Source organism: Cellulomonas sp. NPDC058312, assembly GCF_042880135.1.
Classification (GTDB): domain Bacteria; phylum Actinomycetota; class Actinomycetes; order Actinomycetales; family Cellulomonadaceae; genus Cellulomonas.
The window spans coordinates 1-1,900 of sequence record NZ_JBHVZE010000019.1; the positions used below are offsets into that span (position 1 = coordinate 1).

A 1,900-nucleotide genomic window follows, 5' to 3' on the forward strand; every position below is an offset into this window, starting at 1 on the left:
GCCCTGTTCCCGGAACCCGGGCCCGAGTCATGGGCGACGTGGGGGGACGTGCCCACGGGCGTTCTCTACCGCAGCGCTGCCGATGGGCCAGCAGCACCGGCAATGGGACTCACCCTCACCTTCGTGAACCACGCCGACGGCAAGCGCTGGGTTCAGAGGAGGGACGGGAGGCGGCATCTGTCCGACTCCAACGAGGCGCGTATGCAGCGCCTCGCCCCGTTCGTCCGCGCCGGGGCGGGTGACGGCCTGTGACCGCAAAGAAGTCCCAGCACGAGATCACTCAGCGTGGCCGCACGCTGCACGTCGAGCTGTCGTACACGCGGTTCGCTCCGAACGTGGACACGGTCGTCCTCGGCTGCATCGACGTCTCCGCGATCGACGACATCGAGGTCGCGTTCAATCACGCCGCCTATCAGTGGGAGATCTACCGCGACGTGAAGATCGACGGCGAGGGGGGCTCCATGGAGACCGTCGCGAAGCGCGTCCTGCTGTGCTCGATCCCGGCCTGGTCTGAGCCAACTCGACCAGCACGACCAGCGATCGAAGGGCTGGAGGCACTCTGATGCATGACCCAATGGTGGTGGCGTTCAAGATTCGCCGACCCTGGCCCCACAAGTTCGGTCGACCAGGCAAGACGCCTCGCTGGCACTATCGCCGCGGCAGCTCGTTCATCACACTCGCCGGCCAGGAGTACAACTTCGCGTCGCTGATCACCGTCTGGCACGTCGAGCCGAACGGCGAGGACGCACTCCGCGGTGAGTGCCGCGGCACGAACTGGAAGTGGCATATCCACCACTGGCAGATCCAGTGGTGCTTCCTGCAGGACTGGCGCCGAAAGCTCCTCACCCGCTGCGAATGGTGTGGCGGTCGCTCCGTGAAGCGCGACCCCGTGAACGTGTCCCACTCCTGGACCGACCACCGGACGCGAATGTGGCGCGGCGAGAAGGGGCTGTTCCATCACGACTGCTCGACAGTGGAGCACGCGCAGAAGAAGTGCCTGTGCGCCGACCCGTTGTTCGACTGCGGCGATTACGGGAAGTGCGCGCTCTGCGGCAAGTTCCGCGGCTGGCGCTCGGTGCCCAATGACGCCGACCGGTACCTCGCCAGCCTGCCGATCGGGGCGCGGATTCCCGCCGAGGAGATGCCACGCCTCAAGGGGATCTGGAATGAGGCTCGGTCATGACCGCGACACACGACTGCGGTCGGTCAATCGCCGGCATCGTGCGGGAGATAGACAGCCTGCGCGAGGAGAACACGCGGCTGCTCGCCGTCGTCGACCGTTACCGGCAGGAGCGGGACGCCGAGCGGGAAAACGTAGCTGCGGCCGAGAAGAAGCGCATCGAGATCGCGGTCGCACTCGGATACGCCGAGCTCGTCCCGGGACACGGGTGGCACACGGCGAGTCACGCCGACATCGTCGAGCGTGCATCGAGCCTCACCGCGCTTGAGCTTGAGCACATCGAATGCCCTGTGTGGTGCGACGAGTGCGAGCAGATGGAGCGCTGGAACTCCTGCTCCGAGTGCAAGGGGTCGGGATGTGGTCCCGAGACCGCCTCCGGCGCGTACGCCGAGTGCGAGCTGTGCGCGGGCGACGGGCGCGCGCATTCTGCCGACAAGCCCGGCGTGGACGGTGCGTCATGACTGAGCAGCAGCTTGACCTCTTCGACGAACGAGACTACGACGCCGAGTCAGCGGCGAAACGTGCCTGGCTCGATCGGATGCAGCCTGCCGACTGGGTTGCACCGTACGACTGCGGCTACGGGCCCGCCGGCACCGTGGTCCCGGGGTGGCGTTGCCCCGCCTGCGGCGTGGTCGAGCCGAACGGCTACATCCTGACGATCAATCACGGCATCGATCCGCACATCCCGGGGGACGAGGGGTTCCTCACCGAGTGCATCAG

General features: G+C 66.8%; 5 protein-coding genes. All 5 read left to right on the forward strand.

Annotated features, from left to right (window positions below):
- A partial coding sequence (locus ACFVXN_RS18365; RefSeq protein WP_389235944.1) for a hypothetical protein occupies window positions 1-252 on the forward strand: 252 nt, incomplete at its 5' end.
- Window positions 249-563, forward strand: a complete 315-nt coding sequence (locus ACFVXN_RS18370) for a hypothetical protein (protein WP_389235947.1) — start codon at window positions 249-251, stop codon at window positions 561-563. The genes ACFVXN_RS18365 and ACFVXN_RS18370, both read left to right, overlap by 4 nt.
- 14 nt (window positions 564-577) lie before the next feature.
- Entirely contained in the window at window positions 578-1,183 is a 606-nt protein-coding gene (locus ACFVXN_RS18375) for a hypothetical protein (protein WP_389235950.1), read from the forward strand.
- The gene (locus ACFVXN_RS18380; protein ID WP_389235953.1) at window positions 1,180-1,641 is read left to right on the forward strand and encodes a hypothetical protein; all 462 of its coding nucleotides are present in this window, start codon (window positions 1,180-1,182) and stop codon (window positions 1,639-1,641) included. Before ACFVXN_RS18375 ends, ACFVXN_RS18380 begins: the two co-directional genes overlap by 4 nt.
- A partial coding sequence (locus ACFVXN_RS18385) for a hypothetical protein (RefSeq protein WP_389235956.1) occupies window positions 1,638-1,900 on the forward strand: 263 nt, incomplete at its 3' end. The genes ACFVXN_RS18380 and ACFVXN_RS18385, both read left to right, overlap by 4 nt.

What these genes read in the sequence shown, in the direction of transcription:
- ACFVXN_RS18380 (WP_389235953.1), top strand. Translation starts at nt 1,180, where the DNA reads ATGACCGCGACACACGACTGCGGTCGGTCAATCGCCGGCATCGTGCGG.